At 69.4% G+C, this 25,588-nt stretch carries 29 protein-coding genes; 15 read left to right on the top strand and 14 right to left on the bottom strand.

Translation table 11 applies throughout. From position 1 onward, the window contains the following. The first annotated feature begins 42 nt into the window (after nucleotides 1-42). Both AB0I49_RS04785 and AB0I49_RS04780 read left to right on the top strand, forming a co-directional pair. Nucleotides 43-828: a DUF4232 domain-containing protein gene (locus AB0I49_RS04785; protein WP_363225379.1), complete on the top strand. Its 786-nt coding sequence runs from the start codon at nucleotides 43-45 to the stop codon at nucleotides 826-828. 106 nt (nucleotides 829-934) lie between these two features. Next, a complete protein-coding gene (locus AB0I49_RS04780) occupies nucleotides 935-1,159 on the top strand; it encodes a DUF6458 family protein (RefSeq protein ID WP_363225378.1) in 225 nt (74 codons plus the stop codon). A 141-nt stretch (nucleotides 1,160-1,300) separates the two neighbouring features. Here AB0I49_RS04780 and AB0I49_RS04775 read toward each other — a convergent pair whose 3' ends face one another. After that, nucleotides 1,301-3,130 (bottom strand): NHL domain-containing thioredoxin family protein, encoded by a 1,830-nt coding sequence (locus tag AB0I49_RS04775; protein ID WP_363225377.1) that lies wholly within the window; start codon nucleotides 3,128-3,130, stop codon nucleotides 1,301-1,303. 64 nt (nucleotides 3,131-3,194) lie between these two features. Here AB0I49_RS04775 and AB0I49_RS04770 point away from each other — a divergent pair, with 64 nt between their 5' ends. Further along, nucleotides 3,195-3,710, top strand: coding sequence for an LURP-one-related family protein (locus AB0I49_RS04770; RefSeq protein ID WP_363225376.1), 516 nt, complete (start codon nucleotides 3,195-3,197; stop codon nucleotides 3,708-3,710). 48 nt (nucleotides 3,711-3,758) lie between these two features. Here the strand turns inward: AB0I49_RS04770 and AB0I49_RS04765 are convergent, their stop codons facing one another. Continuing rightward, entirely contained in the window at nucleotides 3,759-4,271 is a 513-nt protein-coding gene (locus AB0I49_RS04765) for a hypothetical protein (RefSeq protein WP_363225375.1), read from the bottom strand. A gap of 152 nt (nucleotides 4,272-4,423) precedes the next feature. Next, on the bottom strand, nucleotides 4,424-5,203 hold the full coding sequence (locus AB0I49_RS04760) for a carbon-nitrogen family hydrolase (RefSeq protein WP_363225374.1): 780 nt from the start codon (nucleotides 5,201-5,203) through the stop codon (nucleotides 4,424-4,426). A gap of 137 nt (nucleotides 5,204-5,340) precedes the next feature. Here AB0I49_RS04760 and AB0I49_RS04755 point away from each other — a divergent pair, with 137 nt between their 5' ends. After that, a complete protein-coding gene (locus tag AB0I49_RS04755; RefSeq protein ID WP_363225373.1) occupies nucleotides 5,341-6,171 on the top strand; it encodes a maleylpyruvate isomerase family mycothiol-dependent enzyme in 831 nt (276 codons plus the stop codon). Between the two features lie 74 nt (nucleotides 6,172-6,245). Here the strand turns inward: AB0I49_RS04755 and AB0I49_RS04750 are convergent, their stop codons facing one another. Together AB0I49_RS04750 and AB0I49_RS04745 are read right to left on the bottom strand one after the other, a co-directional pair. Then, nucleotides 6,246-7,571 (bottom strand): MFS transporter, encoded by a 1,326-nt coding sequence (locus AB0I49_RS04750; protein ID WP_363225372.1) that lies wholly within the window; start codon nucleotides 7,569-7,571, stop codon nucleotides 6,246-6,248. Next, nucleotides 7,568-8,296 carry a GntR family transcriptional regulator gene (locus tag AB0I49_RS04745; protein ID WP_363225371.1) on the bottom strand — a complete coding sequence of 243 codons (729 nt, stop codon included), beginning with the start codon at nucleotides 8,294-8,296 and terminating at the stop codon, nucleotides 7,568-7,570. Before AB0I49_RS04745 ends, AB0I49_RS04750 begins: the two co-directional genes overlap by 4 nt. Nucleotides 8,297-8,723: 427 nt before the next feature. On the opposite strand from AB0I49_RS04745, the gene AB0I49_RS04740 reads away from it, so the two are divergent. From AB0I49_RS04740 to AB0I49_RS04730, 3 genes are all read left to right on the top strand, one after another. Then, entirely contained in the window at nucleotides 8,724-9,917 is a 1,194-nt protein-coding gene (locus AB0I49_RS04740; protein WP_363225370.1) for a hypothetical protein, read from the top strand. A gap of 175 nt (nucleotides 9,918-10,092) precedes the next feature. Further along, nucleotides 10,093-11,292 (top strand): hypothetical protein, encoded by a 1,200-nt coding sequence (locus tag AB0I49_RS04735; RefSeq protein ID WP_363225369.1) that lies wholly within the window; start codon nucleotides 10,093-10,095, stop codon nucleotides 11,290-11,292. Nucleotides 11,293-11,387: 95 nt separating this feature from the next. Then, nucleotides 11,388-12,299, top strand: a complete 912-nt coding sequence (locus tag AB0I49_RS04730) for a hypothetical protein (protein WP_363225368.1) — start codon at nucleotides 11,388-11,390, stop codon at nucleotides 12,297-12,299. Here AB0I49_RS04730 and AB0I49_RS04725 read toward each other — a convergent pair whose 3' ends face one another. After that, nucleotides 12,300-12,470: a hypothetical protein gene (locus AB0I49_RS04725; protein WP_363225367.1), complete on the bottom strand. Its 171-nt coding sequence runs from the start codon at nucleotides 12,468-12,470 to the stop codon at nucleotides 12,300-12,302. Nucleotides 12,471-12,629: 159 nt separating this feature from the next. Here AB0I49_RS04725 and AB0I49_RS04720 point away from each other — a divergent pair, with 159 nt between their 5' ends. Continuing rightward, the gene (locus tag AB0I49_RS04720) at nucleotides 12,630-13,562 is read left to right on the top strand and encodes an MBL fold metallo-hydrolase (RefSeq protein ID WP_363225366.1); all 933 of its coding nucleotides are present in this window, start codon (nucleotides 12,630-12,632) and stop codon (nucleotides 13,560-13,562) included. A gap of 117 nt (nucleotides 13,563-13,679) precedes the next feature. On the opposite strand, the gene AB0I49_RS04715 is transcribed toward AB0I49_RS04720, so the two are convergent. Together AB0I49_RS04715 and AB0I49_RS04710 are read right to left on the bottom strand one after the other, a co-directional pair. Then, nucleotides 13,680-14,372 carry a TMEM175 family protein gene (locus AB0I49_RS04715; RefSeq protein WP_363225365.1) on the bottom strand — a complete coding sequence of 231 codons (693 nt, stop codon included), beginning with the start codon at nucleotides 14,370-14,372 and terminating at the stop codon, nucleotides 13,680-13,682. Nucleotides 14,373-14,604: 232 nt separating this feature from the next. Continuing rightward, nucleotides 14,605-15,111 (bottom strand): hypothetical protein, encoded by a 507-nt coding sequence (locus tag AB0I49_RS04710; RefSeq protein ID WP_363225364.1) that lies wholly within the window; start codon nucleotides 15,109-15,111, stop codon nucleotides 14,605-14,607. A gap of 186 nt (nucleotides 15,112-15,297) precedes the next feature. Here AB0I49_RS04710 and AB0I49_RS04705 point away from each other — a divergent pair, with 186 nt between their 5' ends. Both AB0I49_RS04705 and AB0I49_RS04700 read left to right on the top strand, forming a co-directional pair. Further along, the gene (locus tag AB0I49_RS04705) at nucleotides 15,298-16,629 is read left to right on the top strand and encodes a histidine kinase (RefSeq protein ID WP_363225363.1); all 1,332 of its coding nucleotides are present in this window, start codon (nucleotides 15,298-15,300) and stop codon (nucleotides 16,627-16,629) included. Continuing rightward, nucleotides 16,626-17,396: a response regulator transcription factor gene (locus tag AB0I49_RS04700; protein ID WP_363225362.1), complete on the top strand. Its 771-nt coding sequence runs from the start codon at nucleotides 16,626-16,628 to the stop codon at nucleotides 17,394-17,396. The genes AB0I49_RS04705 and AB0I49_RS04700 overlap by 4 nt, the downstream gene beginning before the upstream one ends. A 174-nt stretch (nucleotides 17,397-17,570) precedes the next feature. Here the strand turns inward: AB0I49_RS04700 and AB0I49_RS04695 are convergent, their stop codons facing one another. Continuing rightward, the gene (locus AB0I49_RS04695) at nucleotides 17,571-18,137 is read right to left on the bottom strand and encodes a TetR family transcriptional regulator (RefSeq protein ID WP_363225360.1); all 567 of its coding nucleotides are present in this window, start codon (nucleotides 18,135-18,137) and stop codon (nucleotides 17,571-17,573) included. 155 nt (nucleotides 18,138-18,292) lie between these two features. On the opposite strand from AB0I49_RS04695, the gene AB0I49_RS04690 reads away from it, so the two are divergent. Beyond that, nucleotides 18,293-19,228 carry an NADP-dependent oxidoreductase gene (locus tag AB0I49_RS04690; RefSeq protein ID WP_363225358.1) on the top strand — a complete coding sequence of 312 codons (936 nt, stop codon included), beginning with the start codon at nucleotides 18,293-18,295 and terminating at the stop codon, nucleotides 19,226-19,228. 102 nt (nucleotides 19,229-19,330) lie between these two features. Here the strand turns inward: AB0I49_RS04690 and AB0I49_RS04685 are convergent, their stop codons facing one another. Next, a complete protein-coding gene (locus tag AB0I49_RS04685; RefSeq protein ID WP_363225357.1) occupies nucleotides 19,331-20,356 on the bottom strand; it encodes an ArsR family transcriptional regulator in 1,026 nt (341 codons plus the stop codon). 175 nt (nucleotides 20,357-20,531) lie between these two features. Here AB0I49_RS04685 and AB0I49_RS04680 point away from each other — a divergent pair, with 175 nt between their 5' ends. Next, nucleotides 20,532-21,011, top strand: coding sequence for an RICIN domain-containing protein (locus tag AB0I49_RS04680; protein WP_363225356.1), 480 nt, complete (start codon nucleotides 20,532-20,534; stop codon nucleotides 21,009-21,011). Between the two features lie 73 nt (nucleotides 21,012-21,084). On the opposite strand, the gene AB0I49_RS04675 is transcribed toward AB0I49_RS04680, so the two are convergent. The 3 genes from AB0I49_RS04675 to AB0I49_RS04665 are packed head-to-tail and all read right to left on the bottom strand — an operon-like array spanning nucleotide 21,085 to nucleotide 22,358. After that, the gene (locus tag AB0I49_RS04675) at nucleotides 21,085-21,273 is read right to left on the bottom strand and encodes a DUF397 domain-containing protein (RefSeq protein WP_363225355.1); all 189 of its coding nucleotides are present in this window, start codon (nucleotides 21,271-21,273) and stop codon (nucleotides 21,085-21,087) included. A gap of 21 nt (nucleotides 21,274-21,294) precedes the next feature. Continuing rightward, nucleotides 21,295-21,489: a DUF397 domain-containing protein gene (locus tag AB0I49_RS04670; protein ID WP_363225354.1), complete on the bottom strand. Its 195-nt coding sequence runs from the start codon at nucleotides 21,487-21,489 to the stop codon at nucleotides 21,295-21,297. 2 nt (nucleotides 21,490-21,491) lie between these two features. Beyond that, complete coding sequence (locus AB0I49_RS04665; protein ID WP_363225353.1) at nucleotides 21,492-22,358, bottom strand: helix-turn-helix transcriptional regulator; 867 nt, start codon at nucleotides 22,356-22,358, stop codon at nucleotides 21,492-21,494. Nucleotides 22,359-22,630: 272 nt separating this feature from the next. Here AB0I49_RS04665 and AB0I49_RS04660 point away from each other — a divergent pair, with 272 nt between their 5' ends. Next, nucleotides 22,631-23,062, top strand: coding sequence for an ATP-binding protein (locus AB0I49_RS04660; RefSeq protein ID WP_363225352.1), 432 nt, complete (start codon nucleotides 22,631-22,633; stop codon nucleotides 23,060-23,062). A gap of 81 nt (nucleotides 23,063-23,143) precedes the next feature. Here the strand turns inward: AB0I49_RS04660 and AB0I49_RS04655 are convergent, their stop codons facing one another. Then, nucleotides 23,144-23,548, bottom strand: coding sequence for a helix-turn-helix domain-containing protein (locus AB0I49_RS04655; protein ID WP_363225351.1), 405 nt, complete (start codon nucleotides 23,546-23,548; stop codon nucleotides 23,144-23,146). A gap of 146 nt (nucleotides 23,549-23,694) precedes the next feature. Between AB0I49_RS04655 and AB0I49_RS04650 the strand changes: the two genes are divergently transcribed. Both AB0I49_RS04650 and AB0I49_RS04645 read left to right on the top strand, forming a co-directional pair. After that, the gene (locus AB0I49_RS04650) at nucleotides 23,695-24,531 is read left to right on the top strand and encodes a polysaccharide deacetylase family protein (protein WP_363225350.1); all 837 of its coding nucleotides are present in this window, start codon (nucleotides 23,695-23,697) and stop codon (nucleotides 24,529-24,531) included. After that, nucleotides 24,528-25,559, top strand: coding sequence for an NmrA family NAD(P)-binding protein (locus AB0I49_RS04645; protein WP_363225349.1), 1,032 nt, complete (start codon nucleotides 24,528-24,530; stop codon nucleotides 25,557-25,559). The genes AB0I49_RS04650 and AB0I49_RS04645 overlap by 4 nt, the downstream gene beginning before the upstream one ends. The last annotated feature ends 29 nt before the right edge of the window (nucleotides 25,560-25,588 follow it).

Genomic DNA, 25,588 nt, shown 5'->3' with positions numbered 1-25,588 from the left:
ACACCGAGAGAACGACACCGACCGACCCGGGGGGAACCCGCCATGAACGCCATCGCTCGCCGCACCCGCAGCCTTCGCGTCGCCGCCGCCGTCCTGACCGCCGCCGCCGCGCTGACCCTCACCGCCTGCTCCGGCTCGGACGACGCCTCGGGCACGAAGACCACCGGCAAGGCGGACACGGCGGCGGGCGCCTCGGACCGCTCCGGGAACGACTCCTCCCTCCCGGGCTCGGGCTCGAACGAGCAGGGCGGTTCGGACGAGCAGGGCGGTTCGGGCGCCAAGGGCGGTTCCGCCGCCAAGGGCGACAGCGGGAAGGGCGAGGGTGCGAAGGGGACGACCGACAAGTCGGCGGGCGTGAGCGGCAGCAAGGCGGGCAGCAGCGCCAACAGCGGCGGCGCCTCCGCCTCCAAGCGCTGCCACACCTCCGAGCTCCGGGGCGCCTTCGCGACGGGCGAGGACGCGGCCCCGGACGAGAACGCGGACGGTGCGACGACCACCAGCATCGTGCTGACCAACAAGGGCAGCCGCACCTGCGTGATCGGCGGCTTCCCCGGTGTGGACCTGACCTCGGAGAACGGCGGCGAGCGCTGGTCGCTGGCCCGCTCGTCGGCCAAGTTCAGCTCGATCACCCTGAACCCCGGTGACAGCACCGACTTCAAGCTCAACGTCCTCATGACCAAGGACGACGAGAACTTCTACCAGCCCGCCCACGTCGAGGTCACCCCGCCCAACGAGACCACCTCGCTGAACCTGAACTGGCCCTGGGGCACCCTCGTCAAGCAGGACGGCGCCACCCACCCCGGCACCTTCGTCAACCCGATCGGCTGACCGCCGCGGCCGCGACTGAAGCTGATTAGCCGTTCCGAGCCCGGGTACCCGAAGGCGTACCAGAGCCCGGAACGGCCAAATCAGCTTCAGTTCGGAGGCGTTATCCATGGGCATGGGATGGTGCATCGGTCTCGTCGCGATCGGCGCGATCCTCACATTCGCCGTCGACTGGCAGATGCAGGGCGTGAACGTCCACCTGGTCGGCCTGATCCTGATGGCGGTCGGCATCATCGGCATCTGCGCCTACATCAGCATCTTCAAGCGCCGCCGCATGCAGCCCCCGCCCCCGGCGGCCCCCGTCGTCGAGGAAGACCACCGCTACATCCGCTGACGTCCCCGGCCCCGGCCCCCTTCGGGCCGGGGCCGCGCTCGTCCGCCCGAGGCTCGGCTGAGCTACGGATCGTCCGCGTCAGGGCCCCGCTGGGCTGCTACGGCCCGGCCGGCGCTGCGGAGCGGCTGAGTTACCGCTCGCCTACGACTCGTCCAGCCCCGCGAGTACGAGCGCGAGCCGGGCCGTGCCGTCCGCCGCGACGCGGACCGGAACGCCCCAGTCCTGCTGGTGGACGTGGCACGCGGGGTATTCGTTCGCCGGGTCGTCGTCGCAGGAGGCGGCCATGGCGGAGACGTGCAGGACGCCTTCGGTCGCGCCGTCCGCGAGGAGCACGTCCCGCCGCAGGTCCGTACCCGCGCCCGAGCCCTCCGCCAGGAGTTCCGGCGGGGTGGAGCTGATCAGGAGGCGGGTCGAGGGGCCGTAGCGCGTGTCGAGCTTCTGGCCCGCCGGGGCCTGGAAGACGACGTCCACGGTGAGCTTGCCCGCGCTGACGTCGGTCGCCGCGCGCTGCGTGCGGTGCGCTACGGACTCCACCCGCACCGCCTCCTCCGGCAGCCGCAGCCGGGTCAGCCGGTGCCGCGCGGACTCGACCACGACGATGTCGCCGTCGACGAGGACCGCGCCCGAGGGCTCGCGCAGATCGGTGGCGAGCGTGGTGACCTCGTCCGCCGCCGGGTCGTAGCGGCGCAGCGCGTGGTTGTACGTGTCCGAGACGGCGACCGAGCCGTCGGGCAGCGCCGTCACGCCCAGCGGGTGCTGGAGCAGTGCCTGGCCGGCGGCCCCGTCCCGGTGCCCGAAGTCGAAGAGCCCGGTCCCCACGGCCGTACGGATCACGAAGCCGTCGCCGTCTACGGACCGCTCGGCCCACCGCACCGCGCTCGTCTCCGAGTCCGCGATCCACAGCCGCTGCCCGTCGGCCGACGCCGACAGCCCCGACGGCTGCGCGAACCACGCGTCGGCGGCCGCCCCGTCCACCAGCCCCTCATTGGTGGTGCCGGCCTCGGCCCGTACCGTTCCGGCGGCCGGATCGTACGACCACAGCTGGTGCACGCCCGCCATCGCGATCCACACCCGGTCCGCGAACCACGCCACGTCCCACGGCGACGACAGGTCCACCTCGCGCGCGCCGCCGCTCGTCGGCGACCCCTGCCACCACTGCCGCCCGGTACCGGCGACCGTCGTGACCTCGCCGCTCTCCGGGTCGTACGCGCGCAGGGCGTGGTTGACGGTGTCGGCGACGATCACCCGTCCGTCCGGCAGCAGCGCCAGCCCCTGCGGCTCGCTGAACCGCGCCGTCTCCGGCCCGCCGTCCACGAGCCCCCTCTCGCCCGTGCCGATCCGCCGGACCACGGTCTCGCCGTCCGCCGCCAGCTCCACGAGCGCGTGCCGCGTCGAGTCCGTGACCAGCAGGTTCCCGCCGGGAAGCGCCAGCGCCTTGCCGGGGAAGCGCAGATCCGTGGCGACGGGTTCGGGGGCCACGTACGGGCCGTCGCCGCGCCGCAGCGTCCCGCGCTCCCCGTGTACGGCCTCCAGCTCCGCCACCAGCTTTTCGAGGGCGTGGGCGTGGCCCTCGCCGGCGTGCTGGGCGACGACGTACCCCTCGGGGTCGATGACGACGAGCGTGGGCCAGGCCCGTACGGCGTACTGCTTCCAGGTGGCGAGCTCGGGGTCGTCCAGCACCGGGTGGTGCACCTCGTACCGCTCCACCGCGTCGACGACCGCCTGGTGCTCCGCCTCGTGCACGAACTTCGGGGAGTGCACGCCGACGATCACGACGGTGTCGCGGTGCTTCTCCTCCAGCTCCCGCAGCTCGTCCAGAACATGCAGGCAGTTCACACAGCAGAACGTCCAAAAGTCCAGGATGACGATGCGTCCTCGCAGGTCAGCGAGGGTGAGCGGGTTGCCGCCGGTGTTGAGCCAACCGCCCTTGCCGATGAGTTCGGGGGCGCGGACGCGTGCACGTGAAGCCATGCCCCCATCCAACATCACGCGCCCCTCCGCGCATTCCTGCGGCCGCCGGGGGAACCTGTCTGCCATGAAATACCAGGTGCGTGAACGCATGCTCGCCATCGGCGACGACTACTGGATCACCGACGAGCACGGCGAGAAAGCCTTCCTCGTGGACGGGAAAGCGCTGCGGCTGCGCGAGACGTTCGAGCTGAAGGCCGCGCACGGACCGGTACTCGCCGTGATCCACAAGAAGATGTTCGCCTTCCGCGACACCATGGAGATCGACCGGGACGGCGAGACGCTCGCGACCGTCAAGAAGAAACGCTTCTCGCCGCTGCGCGACCACTACCGCGTCGAGCTCTCGGACGGCACGGAACTGGATGTGTCGGGGGACGTCCTCGACAAGGAGTACGGCATCGAGTACGACGGCGAGCTCCTCGCCCACATCTCGCGGAAGTGGTTCCGGCTCCGGGAGACCTACGCCGTGAACGTGGTCCGCGAGGACGCCGACCCCGCCCTGCTCATCGCGGTGGCGGTATGCGTGGACCGCCTCGCGGAGCACGAGCACGAGGAACATGAGGAGCACGGGCACGGGCACTGAGGGCGGAGGCGGGAGGCCGGCGGGCGCTCGGTTCTTCCGCAGGCCGATCTAGAAGTCGATCTCATCGCGAAAATTGATGCAGCCCTCAATTTTCGCGGTGTGCTTCCCCTCGGCCGCGTCGGCGGAACCCGTCAGGAAGAGCAGGCGATGCCGATCCCATTTGTCGACGATGCCGTCAAAAGAAAGGATGAGGGGGACGGTGCTCTCGAAAACGGGCTCCTTGAGCGAAAGCTTCAGACCGGTGAGCAGCGTACGGCGCCGAAACTCCGGCAGCTCGACCCTGGGAAGCTTGGCGAAAGCCGGGTGGCTCCCCGTGACGTAGGCGAACGTCATCGACAGCAGGGCGTGGAAGTTGACCAGCTCAGCGAGGAGCGAGGCGTGCAGCAGCGGCCCGTGGGGCGCACGCTCGCCGACGTCCGAGGGCATGTCCACCGCGTAGGAGCCGTGGTATCGCCCGTCGTCGCCCAGACGGGCGTCCAGCGCCTTCCAGGGCGTATCGCACCACGCTTCGGACTGTTCCCTCATCACGTCGGCGATGCTCGACGGCGGTACGGCAGCCATGCGGTATCCAACTCCCCGGGTAGTTTCCAGGGGCCGTTATTCCATGGGAATTCCGGGGTCTAACGTCCGGCTTCGCCTATCACCCCATCGGACGCCACAGGCCGCCGCTTCCGGGGCGGGGCCGCCCTCTCCCGGCCGCCGTGCGGCCGGGCTCAGCGCCCCAGCACCCGGTCCTTCAGCGCCGGGAACTCTTCCCGCGTCTTCGCCACCCGCGCCATGTCCAGCTCCACGGTCAGCACCTCTTCTCCCGCGCCCGCCTCGGCGAGGACCTCGCCCCACGGGTCGACGACGACGCTGTACCCGGCCTGCTCCACCCCGGCGTGCGTGCCGGCCGTGCCGCAGGCCAGGACGTACGCCTGGTTCTCGACGGCGCGGGCGCGGGCGAGGAGCGACCAGTGGGCGCGGCGGCGGGCCGGCCAGCCCGCCGGGACGACGAGGGTCTGCGCGCCCGCGTCCACCAGGGCCCGGAACAGCTCCGGGAAGCGCAGGTCGTAGCAGGTGGCGACGCCGACCCTGGTGTCGGGCAGGCCGACGGTGACGAGCTCGTCGCCCGCGCTCATCAGCACGGCCTCGCCCTTGTCGAAGCCGAAGCGGTGGATCTTGCGGTACGTACGGGCGAGTTCGCCGTCCGGGGAGAAGATCAGGGAGGTGTTGTAGAGCGGCCCGTCCGGGTCCCGCTCGACGATCGAGCCGGCGTGCAGCCAGACCCCCGCGTCCAGCGCGGCCGTCGACATGGCCTCGGCCGTGGGGCCGTCCAGCGGCTCGGCCTCGGCCGCGAACGAATCGAAGGCGAAGGCCCCCACCGGCCAGAGCTCGGGGAGCACCACCAGGTCGCTGCCGCGCTGCTCTCGTACGAGTGAACCGGCGCGCACCCGGCGGGATTCAACCGTTTCGTCCGGGTCTACCTCGATCTGGATGAGAGAGGCGCGCACACTACCACCGCCTAATAATTCGAGCCGTCGATCCGGGCCTACGATCAGAGACGAAAGCACTGCCGGGGTGCTCTTGCGCAGCGTAACTTAACTGCACAACAGCACCCAGACCGCGTACGAACCGCCCGAGGGGTTCCGTGACCGTCCACCCAAGCCTTCAGACCTCCATCGACGCCTGGACCCATTCGATCGAAGCGATATCGGAGTTGGTGACACCGCTCGTCGAGAGCGAGTGGAACCGGGCCACCGAGTGCCCCGGCTGGTCCGTGCGCGACATCGTCTCGCACGTCATCGGGATCGAGTGCGAGATGCTCGGCGACCCGCGCCCCATCCATACGCTGCCGCGCGATCTCTACCACGTCACCGACGAGTTCTCGCGCTACATCGAGGTCCAGGTGGACGTGCGGCGCTGCCACACCTCGCCGGAGATGACCTCCGAGCTGGAGTACACGCTCATCCGCCGCTCACGGCAGCTGCGCAACGAGACCCGCGACCCGCAGACGCCGATCCGCTGGCCGCTCGGCAGCTCCACCGAGCAGACCCTCGAACGGGCCCTGAAGGTCCGTGCCTTCGACGTCTGGGTGCACGAGCAGGACCTGCGCCGCGCGCTGGGCGTACCGGGCAATCTCGACTCCGCGGGCGCCCAGCTCACCCGCGACTTCCTGCTCCGCGCCCTCCCCAAGGTCGTCGCGAACGACGCGGGCGCGCCGCCCGGTTCGGCGGTGGTCTTCGATGTGCACGGCCCGTTGGAGTTCATGCGGACGGTGCGGGTCGACGCGGAGGGCAAGGGCACCATCGACGGCAGCGTGTCGCTGGGGCCGACGGCGACGCTGGTCCTGGACTGGGAGACGTATCTGCGGCTGGCGTGCGGGCGGGTCCGGCCGGAGGCGGTGGGCGACCAGGTCAAGATCGAGGGCGACCGGCCGCTGGCGGAGGCGATCCTGCGGGAGTTCGCGGTCACTCCGTAGCTCGGTATCGTTCCATTTCTGCACCCGTACGAACACGGCTGTACGTCCGTCCGTACGCCAACCCGCCTGCCCGATCACGCCGGTACGTGCACCGTCTCCACCCTCGACGCCAGTACCCGCTCCTTCTCGCGGCGGTGGGCGCGGGCCCGTAGCCGCAGGATCTGGGAGAGTCCCAACGCCTCCAGGACGAAGACCGACGCGAACGCGATCCGGTAGCTGTGGCCGGACGCGTCCAGCAGCACGCCCACGGCGAGCAGGGTCGTCATCGACGCGATGAAGCCGCCCATGTTCACGATGCCGGAGGCCGTCCCCTGCCGCTCCGGCGGATTGGCCGGGCGCGCGAAGTCGAAGCCGATCATCGACGCGGGTCCGCACGCGCCGAGTACGACGCTCAACACGACGAGCAGCCACATCGGAGCGGGGCCGGGGGCGGGCCAGAAGATCGTCAGGGCCCAGAGCGTGGCGGTGGCCGCGACCGTGCCGAGGGCGAGCGGCAGCCTGGCGCCGTGGTGGCGGCCGATGAGCTGCCCGTAGATGAGGCCGACGGCCATGTTGGAGAGGACGATCAGCGTCAGCAGTTCGCCCGCCGCGCCGCGTGAGAGCCCCTGCGACTCGACCAGGAACGGCATCCCCCACAGCAGCAGGAAGACCATCGCCGGGAACTGCGTCGTGAAGTGCACCCACATCCCGAGCCGGGTGCCGGGTTCCCGCCAGGCCAGGGCGATCTGGCGGCGTACGAAGCCCTTGCCGAGGTGGGGGTGGGGCGCGGGCTCGTACCCCTCGGGGTGGTCCTTGAGGAAGATCAGCAGCAGGGCGAGGACGGCGACGCCCGCCAGCGCGCTGCCCGCGAACGTCCGCTCCCAGCCGGCGCTGTGCAGCAGCCGGGCCAGCACCATCGTCGAGACGAGGTTGCCGGCCATCCCGAAGAGCGCGGCGACCTGCGCGATCATCGGGCCGCGGCGGGCGGGGAACCAGCGGGAGCCGAGCCGCAGCACGCTGATGAAGGTCATCGCGTCGCCGGAGCCGAGCAGGGCGCGGGAGGCCAGCGCCATCCCGTACGAGTGCGAGAACGCGAACCCGAACTGCCCCACGGTGAACAGCACCACCCCCAGCGCCAGGACCTTCTTGGTCCCGAGCCGGTCGACCATCAGCCCCACGGGTATCTGCATGCCCGCGTAGACCAGGAGTTGCAGGATCGAGAACGTGGAGAGGGCGGACGCGTTGATGTGGAACCGCTCGGCGGCGTCGATGCCCGCGACGCCCAGGCTCGTACGGAAGATGATCGCGACGAAGTAGACGCCGACGCCGAGTCCCCAGATGCCCAGTGCCCGCCGACCGCCCGGCGGGTCACCGGGCAGTCCTATGGACCCGCCGCCGGCGCCGGTACTCGCACCGCTCATCGCACATCCCCCTGTGCCAGGTTCCGCACCCAGCTCACGTGCTGGTGCACGGCCTCGGTGGCCGCCGCCTCGTCCCCGGCGCGCAGGGCGTCGAGGATCTCCGTGTGCTCGGTGATGTTCTTCGCGATCCGGTCCGGATGGGCGTGCATCAGGGCGACGCCCATCCGCAGCTGCCGGTCGCGGAGCTGGTCGTAGAGGCGCGAGAGGATCTGGTTGCCCGCGCTGCGCACGATCTCGGCGTGGAAGGCCCGGTCGCTGACGGAGAGCGCCGCCAGGTCCCCGGCCTCGGTCTGCCGCCGCATGTCGGCCAGCAGCTCCGTCAGCCGGTCGATGAGCCCGGCGGGCGCGGGCACGGCCTTGGCCACCGCGAACTTCTCGACGAGCAGCCGCGTCTCCACCACGTCGGAGATCTCCTGCGCGGATACGGCCAGGACCAGCGCGCCCTTCTTCGGATAGAGCTTGATCAGCCCCTCGACCTCCAGCCGCAGCAGCGCTTCGCGTACGGGCGTACGCGACACCCCGACGGCCTCGGCCAGGTCCCCTTCGGTCAGCAGGGTCCCGCCCTCGTAACGACGGTCCAGTACCGCCTCCTTGACGTGCGCGTAGACGCGCTCGGCGGCGGGGGGCGGCTTGGGGGCGGAGGCGGGGGCGGCCGGTGTTGCTGATGCGGGTGATGTTGCTGATGCGGGGGCGTGAGCTGGCGCGGGGGCCGGGGCGGGTGACATGCGCACAGCATAGATACATCAGGTATGCGTAAAGGAGCCCCTGTCCACTATCCGGACACACCGCGCTCTTCGCCGACACCGACCCGAGCCGCCGACGCGCGCCGCCCCGGACACCCGCACAGGGCCGGGATACGCACCCCCAACGCTTGCTTCCCCCAATGCGCCGATTTCGACGGCCCAGGAGCCTCACCGAGATTCCTGAATGCCCAAACGATTCAGCACGCGGAAAACAGGGACCTTCATTGCATTACCCCGCCATCGATTCCACCAATCCAAGTTCACTCGATAGGCGATGTTTACGCGCAACAGCCATCGGCTACTCTCGCCCACGGCGACGAGATTCCGCCACCCATCCATCCATATCCTCTGCCGCGCGGGACGGCAGATGCCTTTCCCCTGTTCATGTGAACATGCGCATCACCCTCCTATGAGCGAAGAAGAGAGTCCTATGTCACATTCTCCCTATGGTCCACCGAAGGAACTCCTTCAGGCGAGCACCGGTTCGTACGGCATGGTGTGCGAGGCGCGGCCGCGCGTCCCCGTATACGTCAGCGGGCTTCTCAAGTTCCCCTTGGCGGACGAGGACTTCACGGGTACCTACGGAAAGATCGAGGACACCGTGGAGCACAAGAAACTCGTGTCGGCGGTCAAGGACGCACAGAAAATTCTCACCGCCTACGGCGATCCCATCACGGTGAACAAGAAGCTCGGGGACGACGGCGATTACCTGACGAAATCGAATGCGCCGTCCGAGTTCTACGCCCAGGAGCTATGGTCGGCCCATGGGGCAAAGTCCGCCGCGAGCACTTTCTCCTCCAGGGCTCAAAAACTGTGGAGCCTACTCGAAAAATCCCCGAAGGACATCAAGAAGAACGCCGCCCTTGTCCGGGACGTGTTCACCGGTTCCGGCGGCCTGACGTCACTGTGCGCGGAGCAGAAGAAGCGCTGCGACGTGCTGCGGTCCACGGCCGAGAAGACGGCTGCGGCCTTCGAGGGCGTCAAGGAATCGCTCACGGAGTGCATGGGGAAGGACTCCAAGACGTACGCGAGCGCCAAGGCGACGCGCAAGGCGTATGAGAGTCAGGCCACCGCCTTCGACGGCGCGGCCGCGGCGGCGTGGACGGAATGGCTGGAGTACCGCGGGGCCCAGGCCGCCCAGCCCCTGGACGTGGCTGTCGTGAACTGCGGCGTTCCCGCGGGGGTCGCCGAGCTCGGCGGGCAGGCTCCCGAGACCCAGGCGGTCACGGCACGCAAGGCGTACAAAGCGCTGTTGGACGCCGTGAACGAGGCGGACGAAGAAGTGCAGCACAAGGCGTGCCTGGCGAGCGACCTCGCCGGCTTCGACCGCCAGCTCAAGGCGTTGCCCGCCGCACTGACCGAGATGCGTGAACGCGCGGCCAACATGTCCGCGGCGTGGGAAGCGGTATCGGCCGGGCTCACCAGCGCCGCCGCGCTCTCCGACGACGTCCTCGGCGATCCCACGAAGCTGAACGACACGCTCGACTTCAACGCCGGCGCGCAGAAGTGGAGCAAACTCGCCACTGCGGCCGAACAATTCACCGCCAAAGCGCTCGTCGCACCGACATTCACGCCGTGGGGACTGCCTCTCGACATCACGTGAGTGCCCGGCCCCGTGCCCGGCGCCGGGCACGATCGCCCCTCTGAACGGCGCTTACAACGGTCCGCCGAGGCGAGTCTTCGGCGCACGGCCCCGACCCGCGCCCCCATCTCGCAACCCGCAACCCGCAACCCGCCGTAGCTTCCCGAAAACTTTCGCTCCCGAATGGAGACGCCCCATGACGCTCAACCTGCTGCCCCCGCCGGAACTCCTCCTCAGGGCGACGAACAAGGCATACCCGAAGAACCAGCCGGACTTCACCTACGCCATGTTCGGCGAGGACTGGATGCACATCCAGGTGTTCGTCAACGCCATCCTCAAGATGCCCATCGCAACGGCCGACTTCACCCAGCGCTACGGAGACATCGACCCCGGCGACAAGAAGGAGATCCAGAACTTCCTCGGGGCCACGAAGGAAATGCAGAAGCTGGGGGTGCGCTTCGGCGACCCGGTCACCATCATTCAGAAGGTCAAGGACAACGCTACGTACGTAACGGGCGCCAACCCGCCGTCCGAGCTGTACGCACACAACATCTGGATGGCCTACCAGGTCCAGAACACCGCGAAGAAGTTCACCAACCGCTGCGGCAAAATCAAGGGTCATCTGACCGACGGCAAGGGCGCGACCAAGCCGAATGCGGCCCTCGTGCGAGAGTTCCTGACCGGCGACAAGGGGCTCAAAGACCTGGTCGTCACCATGGAGGGGCATCTCGACAAGCTCATCAAGAGCCTCGCGTCGTTCTCCACGGACTTCCGCGGACAGAACGACCAGATGAAGCTCTACATCGCCAAGGAAGGCAACATCTACAAGCACGCGGTCGCCGCGCGGAAGAACTGCGAGGAAGAGGCCAAGGAGCTCCAGAAGGAGGCCGATGCCGCGTACGCCAAATGGAAGAAGGTGACGACCGCGGCCTGCTGCGTCGCTCCCTTCGGCTTCCTCGGAGCTCTCGTCGCGATCGGACTGGGCATCTGGGCGGCAACCCTCCGCAAGAAGTGGAAGGCCCTCCTCGACAAGGTCCAGAAGGAACAGGACAAGGTCCAGAAGAAGATCCAGCTGGTGACCGACCTCGAAGGCATGCAGACCCAGGTGACGCCGCTCCCGAAGTACACCAACGCCTTTCAGCAGAAGCTCGAACTCATCCTCGGGAAGTGGCAGAACACGAACCAAACGATCACGCAGCTCGCCGCATTGGACGACAGCCAGCTCGGCAACAAGGAGAACATCAACGACGTACTCGACCTGGAAGGGGCGACGACGGAGTGGCAGAAGGTCTCCGACGCCACGGAGTGGTTCACGCAGAACGCCCTGGTGATGCCCACGGACACGCCGTTCGGCACTGAGCTCCAGCTCCAGGACAGCTGGGACCGCGACCGCTAGAGCCTCAACGGCCCAAGGGATCTGCCCGCCCAGGACCGACGGGAACCGTCCGGACCCGGGCGGGCAGGCCCCCACCTCCCGAATTAAGGAACGGCATGGCACCGGACACCACCGCCTACTCCTGGAACCTCGACGCGGCGAAGTCGGCGGTGTTGGCCGCCGGGGCGTTCACGGACCAGTCCCAGCAGATGAAGGCCACCCTGCTGGGTACCGCGGATCGTCCTGATATCGAATGCTTCATCGGCTGTTGGAATAAGGACGGAGGGCTCTACGAAGCGCATCCATGGTTCCAGCTGAAGACCCACCTCAGGCAACTGCGACTGCAGTTCGAGGAAATCACGGACTCGGACGCGGACAATGCCAACGACATGCGCACGGTCATCAAGACCGCGGCGGACGCCATCCCGCCCGTCACCACCCAATACAAGGCCGTCGCCGACGTGCTCGCCACCGCCGTGGAAGAGGTCAAGCAGAAGAAGCTCACCCAGCAGACCCGCTTCTGCCTCACCGAGGCGTTCCGCTCCTTGCACGACCGCCTCGCGCCCCCGCGAGTATGGACCGACATCACAGAAATTCTTGCCCAACGGGCCATCAGCACCCGGGAGTGCGAGACCAGAATCATCCAAGGCCAGAAGTACCTCCGCGAGCACGGGGAAACGGAGGTGAAGAACTACGAGCGCAGCGCCCAGCTGCCGGAGCACGAATGCGGCCGGCAGAAGCTGCTGAACTACGCCGACGAAGTCCGCAAGACCGTGCCGCTGGTGCTTGCCGAGCAGGCGCCGGCGGTCAACGCCGTCCTGAACCACGCGACGGGCGCCGCCGACGTGCTCTCCCGCCTCATCGGCTCACTGGGCACTTTCGCGAACGACTACAAGGCGGCTGCCGAGGAGCTTGAGGACGCGAGTACGGAGAAGGCAGGAAGCGTTATCCAGCAGATCGACTTCGAATCGTCCTGGGCGATCTGGAACGAGTACGCGGAGACGGTCAGGAAGCTGCCCGCTCAGTGACTACCCCACGGCAGCCTGACCCGCCGCCTTTTCACGCCCGGTGGGAGGCGAGGACCTCTGGGGGGGGTGGATGTGGTCGGTGATGAGGGCGTCGATCTCGGAGCGGTCGAGGAGGGCGCGCAGGGCCTGCGCGGTGGTGTTCGCGGTGTCCATGGAGTTCATGGTGTTCACGGGAAGAGCGTCCAACTTAAACATTGGTTCAAGTCAAGGAGTGCGCGTGCGCCGCTGCGAGAGCGGACCCCGGCGCGAACGACAAGGCCCCGGCCCCCTTCCTCTTTCGGGGCGGCGCGGGAAACGCTGGAGGGGAAGGACCTTGGAGGGAGCCACTTCATGACGACCGACCCGATCACCGAGCCGACAGCGGCTACAGGGGCTACAGCGGCTACAGGGGCCGATGACGGCTGGTACGTGGACGACCGCTGCACGAACTGCGACGTAGTACGGCAGGTGGCCCCCGACCTGTTCATCGAGGTCGGCGGCCGCTCGGAACTCCACCACCAGCCGCGCGACGAGCGCGAGTTGGCCCAGCTGCACGCCGCCGCGTACGCCTGCCACACCCGTTCCGTCCGCCACCCGTCACTGCGACTGGACCCGGCCCTGGACCCGTACCCGATGGAGCTGGACGACGGCCTCTACTTCTGCGGCCACAACTCCACGCACACGGCCGCCGCCAACGCCTACCTGCTGAAACGGCCGTCCGGCCAGGTCCTGATGATCGACACCCCGCGCTGGAACGCCGAACTGGCCACCCGTTACGAGTCCTTGGGCCCCATCACCGACGTCCTCCTCACCCACCGCGACCACGTCGCCCACGGCCGCCGCTACGCCGACCGGTACGGCGCCCGCCTCTGGATCCACGAGGGCGACCTCGACGCCGCGCCGGACGCCGACCAGGTCCTACGGGGCCTCGACCCGGTCGAGGTCGCCGACGGCGTGATCGCCCACCCCCTGCCGGGCCACACCGAGGGCAGCGTCCTGTACGTGGCCGACGACCGCTACTGCTTCAGCGGCGACAGCTTCTACTGGTGCCGCACCACGGACGACATCGAGGTCGCCGAGCACGTCACCTGGTACTCCATCGAGGTACTGGCCGCCTCCCTCGCCCGCACCGCCGGCCGCCTCCGCTTCGAATGGCTCCTCGCCGGCCACGGCGACCGCCGCCGCCTCCCGGCCGACGAAATGTCCCGCCGCATGCGCGACTTGGCCGTACGCACCCAGAAACTGCGCCCGCAGCCGGTGGACTTCACGGTTCACCGCTGGTGAATTGCGACGGGAGCCGGCGTCCTCGCTCAGGTGCGGGGCTCGCCTTGTCGCGTGCGACCAACGCCCCGTTCCGCGTCCGGGCGAGAGCAGGCAGGGCCGCCGGCCCGCTGCCGCCGGTCAGCGGGTGCGCCGCCCCCGGAGGAGTACCCGCCTGGGCAGGACGAGGAGCAGCAGGCTGTAGTACTGGAGCACGGGTACGGCGAGGGCGACGACAAGGGCGAGGACCAGAAGGAGGACGTTGAGGTAGCTCTCGGTGTAGGTCTCCTGGAGCTTGCCCGGTTCCTGGTCGTTCTCGTCGAGCAGCCCCGGTGTGGTTTTCACGATCCTCAGCATCGCCAGCCGGCACACCATGCTCACCAGGAGAACCGTGTAGTAGAACCCCGCCACGAACCGGTCACGGCCGTAGGCGCCGATCATCTCCGTCGGCAGGGGGAGCACGACGACGGACAGCAGCCACCCCATGTTCCACGCCGTCAAGGAGCGGGTGACCCTCGTGACCGACGAGAAGGTCCGGTGGTGCTCCCGCCAGATGTTCGCGATGACCGCGAAGCTGAGCAGGAAGCTCCAGATCTGGTCGAGGTGACCGGCGAAGACCTTGCTGGCCGGCTCGTGGGCGGACGCGGCCTCCGGGACGAGATCGACCAGCGGCAGGACCAGCAGAGTGATCGAGATCGCGGTGACCGCGTCGGTGAACAGCACCAGCCGTTCCCCCGAGGCGCCCCCTTCGCCTTTGCCCTGCGCGGGAACCGGCGGCTGAGCCGGGTCATTTCCTCCCGTGCCGGTTCCGTCGACGGCGTTGCTGGCACTCATGCGTGTTGCACCTTTCTTCTGTCCGGTAGTCCGGTTGTCCGGTTGTCCGGTAGTCCGGTAGTCCGGTCCGTCGGGCCGGGGGCTGCCGGCTGCGGCGGCGCCCACGACCGGGGCGGACCCCGATGTCTGGCTGTAGCTGTACAAGCTGTAGCTGTACAAGGGTGATTGGGTAAACGGCTACTGGCGGCGCACGTCGCGCCGCCCCCCTCCGCGACCTCGGGCGGGCCGGGGCTCAGCGCTGCCCGGAGGCGCGCACCATCAGCGCTCCCGAGCGGGTGAGCAGCGCGGCGATCGCCATGAACACCAGCCCGTTGGCGACGATCGAGGGGATGTCCTGGGGCATGGCGCCGTGCCGGAAGAAGAAGCGGCCCAGCTCGGACTCGTACCAGTAGGTGGCGCCGATGGAGAACACCGAGCGGGCGACGACCAGGCCGATCCACAGCGCCGCGTAGCTGCGGCCGGCCCGGGAGACGACCCCGCCCTCCGGCTCCCGGAAGACCTGGACCTGGCTGACCGCGATCAGCCCGAACAGTACCCCGGCCGCGAGGCCGCAGATCTCGATGGCCAGGCCGATTCCGCTGCCGAAGAAGGTGTGGACGAACACGGGGACGATGATCACCGCGACGATCAGCGGGCGGAGCAGGCGTCCGCGGTTCACCGCCTTGGTGCCGAGGTCGGCGTACAGGGTCGTGATCAGCACGACGAGGTTGATGAGGAGAGCGCTCTGCAGAGTGGACATGGATTCCGCCCGGAGGTGAAGGGGGTTCGTGTCCATACAGCGTCGAATCCGAGCCACGGTCCGGGCGTCGGCCGAGGAACCGAGGAGGGTGGAGCGCGGGCCGCCTCCACCCTCCTCCACCCTCCTCCACCTGCCGCCGGGCCCCGGCCCGGACCGCGGGGAAGAGGTGCGTGCCAAGCTGAATCCATGGTCGTCACCACCGAAGACAAGCCGTCGTCGGCGCACCCCGTGCCACCGCGGCCGCCCCTGCCGCGCCCCGACCTCTGGCAGCACGCGCTGCCCCGAGTGCTCGGGCTGGCTCTGGTGCTGGTCGGCCTGCCGTTCTCGAACGAGATCGTCTGGTCCGCCACCACCTGGGTGCTGGTGGCGCTGATGAGCGGCGCCTGGGCGCTGTGGTGCGCGGCCGGCTTCCGTTCGGGGGCTCCGGTGTCCGAGGCGTGGGCCGTGCCGATCCTGAGCGTCGCGATGATCAGCGGGAACCTCCTGATCACCCTCGAACCCAAGGCCATGCTGGCCACGGCGATCGTCGGCATGGCGGCGGTGTCGTCCGGAGTGTTCCTGTCCACGCTGGTCAGCGCGGCCGTGCTGGCGGCCGGCATCCTGGCGCTGGCGATCGGCGGAATCGTGGCCGGCCTCCCCGGGCCGGCCTGGGCGAGCGTCGCCGCCTGGATCGCCGCCCTGCTGGCCTGCCAGCTCGCCGGCGCGACCCGGCGCAACATCGGGACTCAGCACGCGCAGGCGGAGGAACTGCTGCTCCAGACCCGGCGGGTGCGCGAGGAGGAGCAGCGGGCCGCGGCGCTGGCCGAACGGACCCGGATCGCCCGCGAGATCCACGACGTCCTGGCGCAGTCGCTGGGCGCCCTGGCAGTGCAGTTGGACGTGACCGACTCGCTGCTCACCGCGGACCCCCCGCGCACCGGAGAGGCGGTGGAACGGGTCCACAACGCCCGCCGCATCGCCGTCGACGGACTGACCGAGACCCGCCGCGCGATCGCGGTCCTGCGTGCGGACACCCCGCCCCTGCCGGAGGCCCTCGCCGCGCTGGTCCACGACCACCGCACCGCCTCCGGCGCGCCCGCGACCTTCACCCCGGTCGGCACCCCGCGCGCGCTCGAACCGGACGTCGGGCTAGCGTTGCTGAGAGTCGCCCAGGAGTCCCTGGCGAACGCCGCCAAGCACGCCCGCGGACAGGAGCTGACCGCCACTTTGGACTACGAAGAGGACCAGGTGAGGCTGACCGTGCTGTCCGGGCCCGCCGGCTCCGGCGACTCCGGCAGCTCCGACGGCTCTGGCGACTCCGACGGCTCCGGCGGCTCCGGCGACTCCGACGGCTCCGGCGGCTCCGGCGACTCCGGCAGCTCCGGCGACGGCGAGACCGGCCCGCGGCCCCGAGTGGCGGGGATGAGCGGCGGCTACGGTCTGGCCGGCATGCGTGAGCGGCTGCTGCTGGTCGGCGGCGACCTGACGGTCGGCCCCACCCCGGAGGGGTGGCGCGTACAGGCGGAGGTGCCCGCGTGAGTGCTCGGGTCGTGGTCGTCGACGACCAGGCGGTGGTCCGCGAAGGTCTGATGACCCTGCTGGACATGATGCCCGGCATCGACGTCGTCGCCGGTGGCGCGAACGGCGAGGAGGGCGTCGCCGCGGTCGCCGAAACGCTCCCCGACGCGGTGCTGATGGACCTGAGCATGCCGGGGATGGGCGGCGTGGAGGCCACCCGCCGGATCGTGGCGGCGCACCCGGACGTGGCCGTCGTGGTGCTGACGACCATGGCGGACGATCAGCTGATCCTCGACGCATTGCAGGCCGGCGCCCGCGCCTACCTGACCAAGGACGCCGGCAAGACCGAGATCGTCCGCGCGATCGAGGCCGCGCTCGCCCGGCACACCACCTTGGACCCGATCGTCCAGGAACGGCTGCTGGCCGCCGCCATGCGCGGCGCCGAAACCGACCATACGACCGAACGGCAGCGGACCGAACAGCGGCAGACCGAATCGTCGCGGGCCAAACCGTCCCGGACCGAACCGTCCCAGTCCGAACCGTCGCAGGACCTGCTGACCCCGCGCGAGTCCGACGTCCTGCGGCTGCTCGCCCGAGGGCTGTCGAACAGCGCGATCGGCCGGCGCCTGCTGGTGGGGGAGTCCACCGTCAAGACCCACATCAACCACCTGTTCGCCAAGCTCCAGGTCCGCTCCCGCGCGGAGGCCGTCGCCTGGGCCCATGCCCACGGCTACGGACCCGATACGGACGGCGGCCGGGCCGGGCAGGCCGGGCGGCCCGCTGGGTGAGCGGGGCGGCGGGTCAGCGGGCGCGCCGACGATTGGTCCACACCCGGCGGACGGGTGTGGTTGACCGTGCGTACGGCTGACGACGTGGCCGCTGACGGCGGGTGCCGTTGACGGCGTGTACGGGCAACCAGTCCGTGCCGGTACCGGTACGGGCGTGCCTCGCTGGTAGGCGGTTCAACCGGAGGCGGTCAGGGCCCGCAGCCGGGCCAGGGTCTCGCGGATGACATCACGCAAGTCGTGGTCCTCGTCGGCGGCGACCCATCGTGAGAATGCGACGCGGAACACGGCGATGCTGGTCTCGGCGGCCAGGTTGGCGTCGATATCGCCGATGCCCCGCTGCCGAAGCCCGTCGGCGAGGGCGGCCGACATGGATGCGAGCTTGATCAGTTCTCGTTCGCGGAGTTCGGCGTTGGCCAGGATCACCGTTTGCCGGGCCCGTGCGAGCTCGCGGTCGCCGCCCACCATCTCGGCCACGGCGTCGAGTACCGCCGCGACGGCATCGAGCGCCGACGCCGTGGCCGGCACCGTCTCCAGGGCGGCCAGCGGCTTCGTCGCCAGGTCGGACGAGCCGTCGAAGAGAACTTCGCGCTTGTCGGCGAAGTACCGGAAGAAGGTACGGGCGGTGACCCCGGCGCGTTCGGCTATGTCGGCCACCATCGTCTGCTCGAAGCCGCGCTCCAGATACAGCGACAGTGCCGCCTCGCGCAGTCGGTCACCGGCCCCAGGCTCCCACCGTCCCATGCCGCGAGTGTAGGTGATGTCACCCGATGACACACCCTGCCGGCCACCCTGCCACCCACCCCGTCGCCCGTTCTGCCCCCACCCTGATGTCATCAGGTGACATCAGGGTGTACGGTGATTGATGTCATCAGATGACATCGCCTGTGGAGGCCATCATGAAGCGCATCCAGTACCACCAGTACGGCGGCCCCGAGGTCATGCGGCTGGAGGACTTCGAACCGGCGCGGCCCGGCCCCGGCCAGGTCCTGGTCCGCGTACGGGCCGCGGCGGCGAACCCGATGGACTGGGGGATCCGCGGCGGCGCCATGAAGATGGTGACCGGACGGAGCTTCCCGCGCGGGCTGGGAAACGACCTCTCGGGCGTCGTCGAGGCGGTAGGTGCGAACGTCACCCGCCTGACCGTCGGCGACGAAGTGCTCGGCGGACCGACGATCAAAGGGTCCGGAGCCATCGCCGAGATGGTCCTCGCCGAGGAGAAGGGCCTCGTGATGAAGCCGTCGAACCTCTCCTACGAACAAGCCGCCGCGATCCCCACCGTAGGGATAACCGCCCTCCAGGCCATGACCAAGAAGGGGAAGCTCCAGCCCCGGCAGAGCGTGTTCGTCCACGGGTGCCTCGGCGGAGTAGGCCGAGCCGCCGCCCAGATCGCCCTGGCCCGCGGGGCCTCGGTGGGGGGCAGCTGCCGCGCCACCGCCGCGCAGGAGGCACGCGGCCTCGGCATCGATCCGATCGTCGAATTCGACTTCGACCCGGCGTCGCTCAGCGGACGCGGACGATTCGACCTCGTACTCGACACCGCCGGCACACTCGCGGTCAAGGACGCGCAGAAGATGCTGAAGCCCGGCGGACGCGTCGTCAGCATCCACCCCACCCCCGCGCGGCTCGCGAAAGCCGCTCTCCCGGGCCCCTTCCAGGTCTTGATCGCCCGGCCGGTCACGGAGGATCTGGAGGAGGTCGCCCGCGCCGCCGAACAGGGCACGCTTCAGGTGCCGATCGCCCGTACGGTGCCGCTCACGGAGGCGATCGCGGCGCTCACGGAACTCGAACTCAAGGGCACACCCAAGGGCGGCAAGCTCGTCATCACGACCTGATGCCCGACGACGCCTCATCAGCATCCGCATCACGAGTACGGGCCGGGGCTGCCGTCACGGGGGGCCGTCGCCACGGGAGGCTGCCGCTACTGAAGGCAGCCATCACTGAAGGCTGCCGTCACGGGCGGCGTGCGTGAGCGCGCGGCCCTGCGCCGTGGCTACGTGCAGGGTCCGCCCCGCCTCCCGCACCGTCACGAGCAGGCCCGCCCCGCGCAGCACCGCGATGTGCTGGCTCACGGCCGGATGCGACACCCCCAGCCGCCGGGCCACGTCACCGGTACCGCAACCCGTCAGCGCCGCGACGAGCACCGCCGCCCGCGTGGACCCCATCAGCGACCCCAGCGCCGCGTCCCGCGCGGTACGGGCGTCATCGGCCCCGGAAACGCGCAGCGCCTCATGCCGTACGGGGTAGACCAGGACCGGCGGCAGATCGTCGTCGGCCAGGCTCACCGGGGTCGGCCAGCAGAAGAACGACGGTTGCAGGACCAGCCCCCGGCCCTCCAGGCGCAGCGTCCGCCGCACCGGGTACGCGACCTCCAACACCGGTGCCCGCCAGCGTATTTGTGGCCCCAGGCTCGCGAGCAGCCCGTCCACGCCGCCGTCGAGCATGGCGCGCAGGCGACTGACCCGGTCCGCCTCCACATGCGCGTGAACCCGCGGCCAGTACGGTGCGACCGCCTCCTCCTGGTACGTGCGTATGGCCGCCCCCAGGCCGCGTAACGCCTCCGCCTCCCCACGCGCCAACCGCCCCACCCACCCCGGCGCTTCCCTGCCGGCCGCGAGCCGCGTCACTTCCGCCGCCAGTCGGGGGCGGGGCGTGCTCAGTACGGTGTCGATCTCCGCATCGAGCGTGCCGAACCCGTACGAGTCCCCCGCCGCCCCCGGTGCCGGTAACTCCGTCGGCGTCAGGAAATCCGGCGAATAGCCGCGCGGCGGCAACAACGAAGCCAGCCGCCTGCCCTCCCGCGAAATCCTGCCCCGCACCGCCCGCCGCCAGTCCCCGAACGCCGATGCCCCGTCCCGGCGTTGGAGCGTCTGCACACTGTTGGCTATCTCCCACATATGGTCCGGCCCCATCGCCACCCGAACCCGCGCGAGATCCTCCGAACCGAACACCACTCGCAACACAACGCCCCCCGCGCAATGTCAACGAACTACATCCCCACGATTACCTGTCGCCGCACCCCCGCCAGCCCCCCGGCTGGGGTTTTAAGCCGTGCCTTTCCCCCGTTGTCCAACCAGCACCGCGGCGCTCACTCTTACACGGTCACAACGATCGTCCCAGTACTACAGGAGGCACGTTTTGCTGCTCCAGAAGCGCACGAAATTCGCCCTCGCCATCTCCTCGACCCTCCTGCTCTCCGGAGCCATGGCCGCACCGGCCATGGCCACCACCTCCGCGCCGTCGCCCAAGATCACCGACGCGGTCCAGACATTCGGCAACATGGCTACCGGCTCTTGTCTTGACGACAGCAACTACGGTCTGCGCGGATTCGGTTGCAACGGGCTGGACTTCCAGAAGTGGAGCATCCACGTCTGGAACGACGGCACCCGCCAGATCAAGAACGTGAACACCAACCGCTGCCTCTATGACGACGGCGTCACCCTCGCCACCCGCCCCTGCAACTCGACCCCCCAGCAGAGCTGGTGGATCACCCACCACCGCGCCGACTCCATCTCCTTCCAGAGCCAGGCCACCAACAAGTGCCTTGACGACAGCTCATACGGCCTCCGCACGATCGGCTGCGCCGGCGGCTCCAACGACCACCAGCTCTGGCGCTAGGCCCTGCGCGGGCGGCGTCACGCACGTTCCTTGACCATAGGCGGTCAGCCAGTGGCTGACCGCCTGTGATCTCTTAGGTTGCGCTCCCGTGGGCTATGACTTCCTGAAAGGCCGCCCAGGCGGCGGGCGATACGTGGATGGTGGGGCCGAAGGGGGATTTCGAGTCGCGGATCGCGACGGTTCCGGGGACGTTGATAGCTACCTCGACGCACTCCAGCTTTGAAGAGCTGTAGCTGGACTTCACGAAGTCGCATACGGTCACCTGTCACACCTCCAGGTGTGATCAATCCGAGCAGAATCCGCCTCCGACAACAGCTTGCCGAAAGGATGCCCACGCGGCAGGCTCGAAGCGCAGGACCGGTCCCGCCGCGTCCTTGGAGTCACGAACAGCCACGGTATGGGACAGGTTCGTGGCCACCTCGACGCACTCGCCATTCACCGTGCTATAGCTTGATTTCACGAACTCAAACAGTGCCATGGTTACATTTCCTTGCAGATGCTGCTGATAAGGGAAAGGGAGTCATGCGGCGATAGACTCAGCCGAGTGGCGCTGTCGAAATACGTTCTGCACGCGGCGCTTTCATCCTCGTTTTCAACCCACACGGTAGCCGTCATGGTATCCACGTGGACCACGTCCACCGCCTCGTCCTCGGCAAACGAAACGATGTTGAAAGCTCCCGCCATGCAGGGGTGCCCACCAGCCCGGAACGGCAGCACCTGAAGCCGTACGTTCGGGAACTGAGCCACTTCCAACACGCGCTCCAGCTGCTCGCGCATCACTTCACGCCCACCGACAACTTGACGCAGCGCAGCTTCCCAAATCACCACGTACACCTCTAGTGGCTTTTCGCCGATCAGTCGGGCTTGCCTCTTCGTACGGACCTCAACGATGCGCTCGATTTCACCCGGGTCCTCCGACGGCCCGGAGGCCACACACAACGCGCGGGTGTATGAAGCGGTTTGGAACAAGCCGGGCACCAACGCCTGCTGCCATGAACGTACTCGTGTCGCGACGTCTTCGATGGCGATGTACTCAGCCATTCCCCCCACTCGCGGCGAATGCTGCCACCAGCCCTTGGCCTTGCGGCGTTCGCGGTCGAGTTTGGCCAGCTGCAGAAGGCCGTCGACTGCTTCCGGGTCCTCCAGCCCATACAGCGTTGCGAGCGCCAGAACGTCCGGATCCCGGAACGGCACCCAACCCCGTTCCATCTTCGCGACCTTCGCGGCAGTGGCGCTCAGCGCCTCTGCCGCTTGCGGCTGCGTGAGCCCGGCCGAGTCGCGCAGCCGTAGCAGTTCAGCACCCAACCTCCGTGCCAGCACCGTCGATACACGGTTGCCGAGACCCACTTGGCCCCTCGCCATCTCGCCGCACCTCCCTGGTCCCGCTCAGTCTGCAGCCGATCACGGAGCGGCACAAGCAAAACGTGGAGATATATATCCCCAAGACCGCTTGCACCGATTGCCACCACATCGCTACCGTCAGTACCCAATCGCTCGCACAGCGGCGCAGCCACTGGCGGAAGTGCACCGGCCTGCCCCGCGCAGGTGTGGCATCGACACTGCCGAGGCCAAGCGCTCCATGTACGGGCTCCTGCGACCGCACTTGGAGGTGCGCGTCCATGGCTGTAGAGACCAAAGAGCCAGACGATCACTACGACGTCGTCGACTACACCCCGTACCCGTACAACGTGCCCGCAGCACGCCGCCGCGTGGCCCAACTCGCCGCCGACTGGGGGTGCCCAGCGGTGGCCGGGGACGCGGCGTTGCTGGCGAGTGAGCTGATCACGAACGCGCTGCTGCACGGCTGTCTGCGGGAGCGGCTGTTCCGGGTGGAGCTGTTTCTCAGCGGGTCCGTGCTGCGGGTGGCCGTGACCGATCCGAAGGGGGAACGCCGGCCGCGCCCGCGAGCAGCCGATCCGTACTCCGACCAGTTCGGCCGCGGCCTGCTCATCGTCCGTTCGCTGGCGAACCGCTGGGGCGTGGAGGGCCGTACGGTCGGCAAAACCGTCTGGGCGGAACTCAACACCGGGGCCCCCGAGCAGGCGCGGTAGGCAGGAGAACGGGCGGCAGCGCCGGAGAGGTCGCCGTTCGGCTTCTCCGGCGCCGGGGCCGGGGCCGGCCGCCCGTCAGGGCTACGGCGAGGACACGTCACCGGCCGTAGTGGATTCACCGGATTCACCGGACTCGGTGGATTCGGCACACTCCTGGAACTCCGCCACGGCCCCGCCGTACTCATGGGCCCACTCCGTCAGTACGGCGATCGGCCGCGTCAGCGTCCGGCCCAAGTCCGTCAGCACGTACTCGACCCTGCCACCCTCGGCATGGCGGGCGACCAGGCCGTAACCCTGCAAACGCCGGAGCGTCTGCGTCAGCACCTTCCGGGAGATGCCGCCGATCTGGTCGACCAACTCACCGTGGCGACACGGCTTCCGGCTCAGGGCGAACAGCACGACCACCGCCCACTTGTCGGCGATGATCTCGATCGCCAACCGGGCCGGGCAGTCGGCGAGGAAGACGCTGCCGGGGTACTCACGCACGCCCGCGATGCTAGTCCGTCGCCGGGAACCTGGAGGTAACCGCCGCCTCCATAGCGTCCACAGCGGAAGCTCCCGGAGGCCCGGGACCCAGGTTTCGGGACCAGGGCCCAGGGCCCGGGACCTGAAGGCCGACGCAGGGGAAACGCATGAGGACAGAGATCGAGTGGCCGGGCGGGCGGAAGGTCGCCATGCTGGTCACCGTCGCGTTGGAGCTGTGGTCACCGGGGCGGAGCCCCGCGTACGCGCCGATGGCGGCGGCCTGGCCGCTGCCGCCCGGCGTCGAGGACACGCACAGCGCCTCCTGGACGGAGTACGGCGTCACCACCGGCATCTGGCGGCTGCTCGACGTTCTCGGGGACCTGCCCGTGACCGTCGGCGTCAACGGGCTCGTCGCCGAGCGGTACCCCGACACCGTGGTGGCCGTGCACGAGGCGGGGCACGAGGTCGCCGGGCACTCCTGGGCCCAGGACGTCGTACCGGCGCTGCTCGACGCGGACGCCGAGCGGGGGAACATCCGGCGCTGTACCGACATCCTCCAGCAGGTCACCGGGGTGCGGCCGACCGGTTGGATGAGCCCGCGCGCCACGGGTTCGCGGCGCACCGGCGAGTTGCTCGCCGAGGCCGGTTACCGCTGGACCGGCGACCACAGCGACCACGACCTCCCGCAGGTCCTGCCCACCGCTCACGGGCCGCTGGTCTCCCTCATGCACAGCGAACACTCCGACGTACGCGACGCCGCGGGCGGCCCGTACGCCTACCGCGACCTGCTCCGCGCGCTGCTGGACCAACTGCTCGCCCAGCCCGGCCCCGGTGTCTTCCACCTGACCGTCCACGCCCACGTCGGGGGCCGGCCGCTGCTGGCCGGCATGGTCGGCCAGATCCTCGACCACGTCCGTACGTCCGGTGACGTCTGGGTCGCCACCCATGCCCAGGCGGCCGAACACGTCCTCGTACACCTCACAGAACAAGGAAAGACGCCATGACCCACGTCCTCGTCGTCGGAGGCACCGGAGCGATGGGCCGGCACGTGGTCCGGCACCTGCTCACCACCACCGACGCCACCGTCACCGTCCCCACCCGCCGCCCGGAGTCCGCTCACGCCGCCGCGCTCGCCGCCGGCGTCGCCGACACCGCGCCCGGCCGCTTGCGCCTGGTCCGCTACGACCCGGCGGCAGCGGAGACTCACGGCTCGGCGAACCCGGAGGCTAACGGCTCGGCGGCTCTGGACGAGCTGATGGGGTCGGCCGACCGCGTGTTCGCCAACACCGACTTCTTCTCCACGGGCAGCGCCGTGGGCGAGTACCGGCAGGGCCTGGATCTCCTGGCCGCCGCGGAACGGGCCGGTGTGGACCGTTTCATCTGGTCCTCCCTGGACAGCGCGGTGACGCTGACCGGCCATCCCGTACCGCACTTCGACAGCAAGGCCGCCGTCGCCGCCCACATCAACTTGATGCGATCGGAGGAAATGCTCCGCGGGGAGAGCGACGGCTGGTACACGAACCACGTCTCGGTACTGACGACGGCCCCGTACTTCGAGAACCTCCGCGACCGGCTCACCCCCCGGCCGGACGGCCGCGGCGGGCTGGCCTTCAAGCTCCCCCTCGGCGACGCCCGCTACCCGCTCGTCGCCCTCGGCGACATCGCCTGGTTCGCGGGTCACATCTTCGAGAACTGGCAGTCCTGGGGCGCCCGCGACCTCGCGGTGATCGGCGACAGCCTCACCGGCGATGAGATCGCCGCCGCCTTCACCCGGGTCACGGGCGTCCCCAGTACGTACACCCCGATGCCGCACGCCGAACTGCGCGCCGCCGTACCCCGCTTCGCCCACGACTACGCGGCGATGTTCCAGTTCTTCGCCGACCGCGATCTCTACGGGCGGGACCGGGACATCACCCTGCTGCGCGGCCTGCACCCGGCCTTGATGACCTTCGAGGGCTGGCTGCGCCACACGGGGTGGACGGGGCGGACGGGGCGGACGGGGTCGGCGCGGTGGGCGGGCTGGACGGGGTGAACGGGATGACGACCGCCCGCCCTACGGAC

It is taken from the genome of Streptomyces sp. NPDC050617 (genome assembly GCF_040654795.1).
Taxonomy (GTDB): Bacteria; Actinomycetota; Actinomycetes; order Streptomycetales; family Streptomycetaceae; genus Streptomyces.
Note: the sequence above shows the minus strand (reverse complement) of the source record. Positions and strands in the feature narration are given on the sequence as shown.

Excerpts from the sequence above, each read along its gene's own strand:
- AB0I49_RS04785 (WP_363225379.1), top strand. The coding sequence starts at position 43 with ATGAACGCCATCGCTCGCCGCACCCGCAGCCTTCGCGTCGCCGCCGCC.
- AB0I49_RS04780 (WP_363225378.1), top strand. The coding sequence starts at position 935 with ATGGGCATGGGATGGTGCATCGGTCTCGTCGCGATCGGCGCGATCCTC.
- AB0I49_RS04775 (WP_363225377.1), bottom strand. The coding sequence starts at position 3,130 with ATGGCTTCACGTGCACGCGTCCGCGCCCCCGAACTCATCGGCAAGGGC.
- AB0I49_RS04770 (WP_363225376.1), top strand. The coding sequence starts at position 3,195 with ATGAAATACCAGGTGCGTGAACGCATGCTCGCCATCGGCGACGACTAC.
- AB0I49_RS04765 (WP_363225375.1), bottom strand. The coding sequence starts at position 4,271 with ATGGCTGCCGTACCGCCGTCGAGCATCGCCGACGTGATGAGGGAACAG.
- AB0I49_RS04750 (WP_363225372.1), bottom strand. The coding sequence starts at position 7,571 with ATGAGCGGTGCGAGTACCGGCGCCGGCGGCGGGTCCATAGGACTGCCC.
- AB0I49_RS04745 (WP_363225371.1), bottom strand. The coding sequence starts at position 8,296 with ATGTCACCCGCCCCGGCCCCCGCGCCAGCTCACGCCCCCGCATCAGCA.
- AB0I49_RS04740 (WP_363225370.1), top strand. The coding sequence starts at position 8,724 with ATGAGCGAAGAAGAGAGTCCTATGTCACATTCTCCCTATGGTCCACCG.
- AB0I49_RS04735 (WP_363225369.1), top strand. The coding sequence starts at position 10,093 with ATGACGCTCAACCTGCTGCCCCCGCCGGAACTCCTCCTCAGGGCGACG.
- AB0I49_RS04730 (WP_363225368.1), top strand. The coding sequence starts at position 11,388 with ATGGCACCGGACACCACCGCCTACTCCTGGAACCTCGACGCGGCGAAG.
- AB0I49_RS04720 (WP_363225366.1), top strand. The coding sequence starts at position 12,630 with ATGACGACCGACCCGATCACCGAGCCGACAGCGGCTACAGGGGCTACA.
- AB0I49_RS04715 (WP_363225365.1), bottom strand. The coding sequence starts at position 14,372 with ATGAGTGCCAGCAACGCCGTCGACGGAACCGGCACGGGAGGAAATGAC.
- AB0I49_RS04710 (WP_363225364.1), bottom strand. The coding sequence starts at position 15,111 with ATGTCCACTCTGCAGAGCGCTCTCCTCATCAACCTCGTCGTGCTGATC.
- AB0I49_RS04705 (WP_363225363.1), top strand. The coding sequence starts at position 15,298 with ATGGTCGTCACCACCGAAGACAAGCCGTCGTCGGCGCACCCCGTGCCA.
- AB0I49_RS04695 (WP_363225360.1), bottom strand. The coding sequence starts at position 18,137 with ATGGGACGGTGGGAGCCTGGGGCCGGTGACCGACTGCGCGAGGCGGCA.
- AB0I49_RS04690 (WP_363225358.1), top strand. The coding sequence starts at position 18,293 with ATGAAGCGCATCCAGTACCACCAGTACGGCGGCCCCGAGGTCATGCGG.
- AB0I49_RS04670 (WP_363225354.1), bottom strand. The coding sequence starts at position 21,489 with ATGGCACTGTTTGAGTTCGTGAAATCAAGCTATAGCACGGTGAATGGC.
- AB0I49_RS04660 (WP_363225352.1), top strand. The coding sequence starts at position 22,631 with ATGGCTGTAGAGACCAAAGAGCCAGACGATCACTACGACGTCGTCGAC.
- AB0I49_RS04650 (WP_363225350.1), top strand. The coding sequence starts at position 23,695 with ATGAGGACAGAGATCGAGTGGCCGGGCGGGCGGAAGGTCGCCATGCTG.
- AB0I49_RS04645 (WP_363225349.1), top strand. The coding sequence starts at position 24,528 with ATGACCCACGTCCTCGTCGTCGGAGGCACCGGAGCGATGGGCCGGCAC.